This window comes from Streptococcus sp. 544 (assembly GCF_013277385.1).
GTDB lineage: Bacteria > Bacillota > Bacilli > Lactobacillales > Streptococcaceae > Streptococcus > Streptococcus mitis_BA.
On record NZ_VMMU01000038.1, the window covers coordinates 1 to 5,372 of the forward strand.

A 5,372-nucleotide genomic window follows, 5' to 3' on the forward strand; every position below is an offset into this window, starting at 1 on the left:
CAAGTACAAGTTTGGGAATCGGCATTTCTGGGCGGAAGGTTATTATGTAAGTACAGTAGGGCTTAATGAAGTCACAATTAAGAAATATATCCAAGAACAGGAAAAGCATGATATAGCACCAGATAAATTGAGTGTAAAAGAATATGAGGATCCCTTTAGGGATAGTGGTAAGTAATACTAAAGCCTCTTTAAGAGGCAAGTGACGAGTCAAGAGCAATGAGGCTTGAACAAAGTGAAAGCCAGCGTCTTTAGGCGCTGGCTGGTAATTTGGGCTTATAACCCTGGGACAAACCGCCCGTTTGACGGGTGGTTATGATTTTGTCTCATCTTTATTTTTATTATGTTTTTTCAAGCAAATCTTGTATCATCCGATGCAGTTCTTCGATTTTCTCAGATTGCTTCTCTAGTAATATTCTCTGACTAGATAATTCATCTTGAAGTTGATTAAGTTTTATCTGTTCATCTGGATTATCCTTTACAAAAAAGTTCGTCAAGGCACTTGTTAACATCCCTATTGTTCCAATACCGACAAGCATCAGTAAAACTGCTAGCCATTTCCCAAAAAGGGAAACTGGAACAATATCACCATAACCAACAGTAGTTACTGTCACAAGAGCCCACCAAAGACTATCTGAGAAAGATTTTTCTTCAACTACAGATAAAATTGAACTTCCTACTAGAACGATAAAAATATTAACATAAAAGATATAAATCAGGCCATTTGTCCGTAAGAATCTACTAATTTTTCTTTCTAATTTACCTGTAAGTCCAATTATTCTGAGTAAACGAGTCAGTTTCAGTAATTTTGTTAGTTTAACTAAACGAAAGATACGCCCTAATCGAAACACTGTAAAAATAGCATTTAAAGGGAGAATAGCCAATAAATCAAAAATATTTTCAAGAATAAAGCGCCATTTTCTTTTAGTAATAAAAAAGCGCCAACTATAATCAATTACAAAAACGCTCCAGATTGCTAAATCAATAATACTATAAGGCGGATTGTCCAAATCAATCATCTCAGCAAATCCAAGCAATACCAGAATAACAGAGATTAAAGCAAGTAAAATAATTGTTGTGTCATAGTAATCCTTAAATAACCATTTTCTTTTCACACTACTTCTCCTATGTCATTTTTAAACATTATACCACAACAAATATCTACTAATTTATAAAAAAGAAGGCACTCGCCTTCTTTTTATATCTCTGTCAATGGTGTTGCGGTATCTGGTGAGGTATCATAAACCTTAAAGTCTACTCCAACTCCCAGATCAGCTTGTGCTAGCTGGTTGACCATGGTCATGTGAGCCAGCTCCTTGATATTGTTTTCCTTAGACAAGTGACCAAGGTAGATTTTCTTAGTGCGATTTCCTAAGGTACGAATCATAGCTTCAGCACCATCTTCGTTAGAAAGGTGACCCAGATCCGATAGGATTCGTTGTTTGAGTCGCCAAGCGTAAGAACCTGCTCGCAAAATCTCTACATCATGATTGGACTCGATAAGATAGCCATCCGCATTTTCGACAATCCCTGCCATACGGTCACTGACATAACCTGTATCTGTCAAAAGGACAAAACTTTTATCATCTTTCATAAAGCGATAGAACTGCGGTGCGACTGCATCATGGCTTACACCAAAACTCTCGATGTCAATATCTCCAAAGGTTTTGGTTTTGCCCATTTCAAAAATATGCTTTTGCGAAGAATCCACCTTGCCAAGATATTTACTATTTTCCATAGCTTGCCAAGTCTTTTCATTGGCATAAAGATCCATACCATACTTGCGAGCCAAAACACCCACACCGTGGATATGGTCTGAATGCTCATGGGTAATCAAGATGGCGTCCAAGTCTTCTGGTTTGCGATTAATTTCAGCAAGTAGGCTAGTAATCTTTTTGCCAGATAAGCCTGCATCCACTAAAAGCTTCTTTTTTGGTGTTTCCAGATAAAAGGAATTTCCACTGGAACCCGACGCTAAAATACTGTATTTAAAGCCTGTTTCACTCATTCTAGTCTTCTACTTCATCCTCCCATACTTCTTCTTTCACTGCATCCTTATCATAAGGGAGCACAATAGTAAAGGTTGATCCCTTACCGTATTCACTCTTAGCCCAAATAAAGCCCTTATGTTGTTTGATAATTTCTTTGGCAATAGACAGTCCTAGACCTGTACCACCTTGGGAACGACTTCTAGCACGATCTACACGATAGAAACGGTCAAAAATACGTGGTAAATCCTGCTTAGGAATACCCAAACCTTGGTCTGAGATGGATAAAATCATCTGATCATCAGTTGTCTTCATGGTCACTGTGACTTTCCCACCATCTGGCGAATACTTGATGGCATTGTTAAGAATATTATCAATCACCTGTGTCATCTTATCTGTATCTATCTCTATCCAGACTGAGGTAATTGGGTAATCTCTCACCAGTTCGTATTTCTTCTCTTCATCCTGCCCTCTTATCTGGTCAAAGCGGTTGAGGATAAAGGTAATAAAGGCAGTGAAGTTAATCAGCTCCACATCCAGATGACTGGTCGCATTGTCAATCCGAGAGAGATGAAGGAGGTCAGTTACCATGCGCATCATACGGTTGGTTTCGTCCAGAGACACCTTGATGAAGTCTGGTGCTACAGTTTCACACAAAGCTCCCTCATCCAAGGCTTCAAGATAGGATTTTACGCTGGTCAGAGGAGTCCGTAACTCATGGCTAACATTGGACACAAAGAGTCTCCGTTCGCGTTCTTCCTTCTCCTGCTCCGTCGTATCATGCAAAACAGCCACCAAACCTGAAATAAAGCCAGACTCTCGACGTATCAAGGCAAAGCGAACTCGAAGGCTCAGATATTCGCCATTGACGTCTTGGGAATCTAGCAACAATTCTGGACTTTGGGTAATCAAATCACGCAATTCATATTCTTCTTCTATCTTGAGAACTTCCAAAATGCTTCTATTCAGAACATCTTCCTTAACCAGCCCCAGTTGCTTCTTGGCTGTATCGTTAATCATGATAATCTGACCTCGACGGTTGGTCGCAAGAACCCCATCTGTCATATAAAACAGAATACTATTTAGCCTCTTACTCTCTTGTTCTAGATTTTCCTGAGTGAGACGAATAACCTCCGACAAGTCATTCAAATTATTGGTAATATTGGTGATTTCAGACCCACCTTGCATATCAAGAACCTGAGAATAATCTCCTGCAATCAAGTCTTTGACCTTTTGATTGATTTGCTTCAATCGAATATTATCACGTCTATTCTCTAGTAATAGGAGGGTCACAACAAGGATGAAACCTAACAAAATCAGGATAAAGATAAAATCTCTGGTAAAAATCGTTTGTTTCAGTAAATCAAGCATTATTTCTCATGTAATACCCTACACCACGGCGCGTCAAGATATACTCTGGTCGGCTGGGCGTATCTTCAATCTTCTCACGCAGACGTCGGACAGTCACATCAACTGTACGGACATCACCAAAATAGTCATAACCCCAGACAGTCTCAAGCAAGTGTTCGCGCGTGATGACTTGACCTGTATGCGATGCCAAATGGTACAAAAGTTCAAATTCACGATGGGTTAAGTCTAGTTCTTCGCCATATTTTTTAGCCACGTAGGCGTCTGGAACAATTTCTAAATCCCCAATTTGGATAGGTTGAGGTTTGCTATCTGCTTCCTGCCCATCTACTGGCATAGGTTGAGAACGACGCAACAAAGCTTTAACACGCGCCTGCAACTCACGATTTGAGAAGGGTTTGGTTACATAGTCATCCGCACCAAGCTCTAAACCGATAACCTTATCAAATTCGCTGTCTTTCGCTGACAGCATGATAATAGGAACACTACTGGTCTTACGAATAGTCTTAGCAACTTCTAAACCATCAATTTCCGGAAGCATCAAATCCAGAATAATAATATCTGGCTGCTCTGCTTCAAATTGCTCTAGCGCTTCACGACCATTAAAAGCAGTTATAACCTCGTAACCTTCCTTGGTCATATTAAACTTGATAATATCCGAGATTGGTTTTTCATCATCTACAATTAGTATTTTTTTCATATGTTCACCTTTTTCTCTACTATTATACCAAAAAAATAACAAGAAGACACGATAGCTAGTCTTTGCTACTGTCTAAGTTGGATTTTGCATAAACCTGCCAGATTTTTTGTTGGGGTTTGGCAAGTGGGACATCCTTGAACTCTTCTGGTGAAAGCCAGCGAACTTCTCTATCTGAAAAATCATGAAAGTCACTCACCTGACCTGCTACAATCTGTACATGCCATTTACGATGGCTAAAGACATGCTTGACAGTCTCAAAATAAACATCAAGCCAAGCAACATCTAGGTCATAGTCCTGCTGGAAACTCTCCTCTGGACTGGGGCCAAAGTTCACACTTTCTTCTGCAACCTGATGGAAGAGGTCAAACTGCTCCTCTTGCGAAAAGTTATCAACTTCTATCAAGGGGAAATGCCAAAAACCTGCCAATAGTTTTTCACTTTCATTTTTTTCAAGTAAAAATTGCCCCTGAGTATTTTTGACCACCAAGGCTTTAAGATAAATAGGAACTGGCTTTTTCTTGGGAGCCTTGATTGGATAACGGTCCATTGTGCCATTCTGATATGCAGCACTAAAGTCCTTAACTGGACTTTCTTCTGGTCTGGGATTTACAGGAGCCTCAATATCTGAGCCCAAGTCCATTAAGGCTTGGTTAAAGTCACCTGGCCGTTCTGGGTCAATCAAGATTTCCATCATTGCCTGAAAAATTTTGCGATTACTTGGAATCCCAATATCGTGATTGACTTCAAACAGACGCGCCAAAACCCGCATGACATTACCATCTACAGCTGGCTCAGGCAAATTAAAAGCGATACTGGAAATGGCTCCTGCTGTGTAAGGGCCAATCCCTTTTAAACTAGAAATTCCTTCATAGGTGTTTGGAAATTGACCCCCAAAGTCAGTCATAATCTGCTGGGCTGCAGCCTGCATATTACGAACTCGAGAATAATAACCCAAACCTTCCCAAGCCTTCAACAAACGTTCTTCAGGGGCAGTTGCCAAACTTTCCACTGTTGGAAACCAGTCCAAGAATCGTTCATAGTAAGGGATAACCGTATCCACTCTGGTCTGTTGGAGCATAATTTCAGACACCCAGATATGATAAGGATTCTTACTCCTACGCCATGGTAAATCTCTTTTATTTTCATCATACCAAGCGAGAAGTTTCTGACGGAAAGAAATAATCTTCTCCTCTGACCACATAACGATACCGTATTCTTTCAAATCTAACATATCTCTAGTATAACACAGAAGACTCTAACTGTCCTTTTCCTAATATTAAAAAACCTCTTCCCAAGGGAAACTCAATGAAAATCAAAGA

Annotated in this window: 6 protein-coding genes; 1 reads left to right on the top strand and 5 read right to left on the bottom strand. The window is 39.9% G+C overall.

Translation table 11 applies throughout. The features are described 5' to 3' along the window. Positions 1 to 175: transposase (locus HT728_RS10355; protein ID WP_173235117.1), on the top strand; the 175-nt coding region annotated here is incomplete at its 5' end. Positions 176 to 338: 163 nt separating this feature from the next. Here the strand turns inward: HT728_RS10355 and HT728_RS10360 are convergent. From HT728_RS10360 to mutY, 5 genes are all read right to left on the bottom strand, one after another. Beyond that, complete coding sequence (locus HT728_RS10360) at positions 339 to 1,112, bottom strand: ion channel (protein WP_173235119.1); 774 nt, start codon at positions 1,110 to 1,112, stop codon at positions 339 to 341. An 83-nt stretch (positions 1,113 to 1,195) separates the two neighbouring features. Next, positions 1,196 to 2,005, bottom strand: coding sequence for an MBL fold metallo-hydrolase (locus HT728_RS10365; protein ID WP_000004962.1), 810 nt, complete (start codon positions 2,003 to 2,005; stop codon positions 1,196 to 1,198). 1 nt (position 2,006) lies between these two features. After that, positions 2,007 to 3,356 (bottom strand): cell wall metabolism sensor histidine kinase VicK, encoded by a 1,350-nt coding sequence (vicK, locus tag HT728_RS10370; protein ID WP_173235121.1) that lies wholly within the window; start codon positions 3,354 to 3,356, stop codon positions 2,007 to 2,009. Further along, positions 3,349 to 4,053, bottom strand: a complete 705-nt coding sequence (gene yycF / locus HT728_RS10375) for a response regulator YycF (protein ID WP_173235123.1) — start codon at positions 4,051 to 4,053, stop codon at positions 3,349 to 3,351. Before yycF ends, vicK begins: the two co-directional genes overlap by 8 nt. Before the next feature lie 55 nt (positions 4,054 to 4,108). Beyond that, positions 4,109 to 5,284 carry an A/G-specific adenine glycosylase gene (gene mutY, locus HT728_RS10380; protein ID WP_173235125.1) on the bottom strand — a complete coding sequence of 392 codons (1,176 nt, stop codon included), beginning with the start codon at positions 5,282 to 5,284 and terminating at the stop codon, positions 4,109 to 4,111. Positions 5,285 to 5,372: the final 88 nt, after the last annotated feature.

Bases quoted from the DNA above. Each gene is read 5' to 3' on its own strand.
- HT728_RS10365 (WP_000004962.1), bottom strand. From the start codon at position 2,005: ATGAGTGAAACAGGCTTTAAATACAGTATTTTAGCGTCGGGTTCCAGT.
- yycF (WP_173235123.1), bottom strand. From the start codon at position 4,053: ATGAAAAAAATACTAATTGTAGATGATGAAAAACCAATCTCGGATATT.
- vicK (WP_173235121.1), bottom strand. From the start codon at position 3,356: ATGCTTGATTTACTGAAACAAACGATTTTTACCAGAGATTTTATCTTT.
- mutY (WP_173235125.1), bottom strand. From the start codon at position 5,284: ATGTTAGATTTGAAAGAATACGGTATCGTTATGTGGTCAGAGGAGAAG.